Here is a 524-nt window from a genome sequence, read left to right as displayed (position 1 = left end):
AAGCCTGGGCTGATCCTGATGTATTTTTTGTTCCCGGTGGCTTGATAGGTACCATTGCCTGTATGCGGGACCAGGTTGTGCTTGATTTTGTTGCAAAGCAGGGAGAACGGGCTAAGTGGATTACGAGTGACTGTACTGGCAGCCTTATTCTCGGTGCTGCGGGGCTGCTTCAGGGGTATAACGCCACATCGAACTGGGCTGTTGCTGATCTATTACCTTTGCTTGGTGCAAACCATATCGATCAGCGAGTCGTGCGTGATCGTAATCGTATTACTGGAGCCGGAACAACAGCAGGAATAGACTTTGCACTTGAACTGGGTGCAAAGCTGGGCGATGAAGAATCTGCGCGGAGGGCTCAGTTAATTATTGAATACTCCCCCGAACCACCTTTTCAAAACGGAACACCAGCCGAAGCAGGGCCGGATAGAGTGGCAAAAATGCGTACCCAGAGGGTTTGGATGGACAGTCAGGCTCGGCTTGCAGCCGAAGCAGCAGGAAGGAACCTGAAGTCGAAGTAATTATAT

At 51.0% G+C, this 524-nt stretch carries 1 protein-coding gene; it reads left to right on the top strand.

The features are described from left to right. A partial coding sequence (locus ACSZO4_RS25815; protein ID WP_437891926.1) for a DJ-1/PfpI family protein occupies positions 1-518 on the top strand: 518 nt, incomplete at its 5' end. Between the last annotated feature and the right edge of the window lie 6 nt (positions 519-524).

Source organism: Phytobacter sp. V91 (assembly GCF_965644225.1).
Lineage (GTDB): Bacteria > Pseudomonadota > Gammaproteobacteria > Enterobacterales > Enterobacteriaceae > CBFFRJ01.
This window is presented reverse-complemented; position numbering and strand designations above follow the sequence as displayed.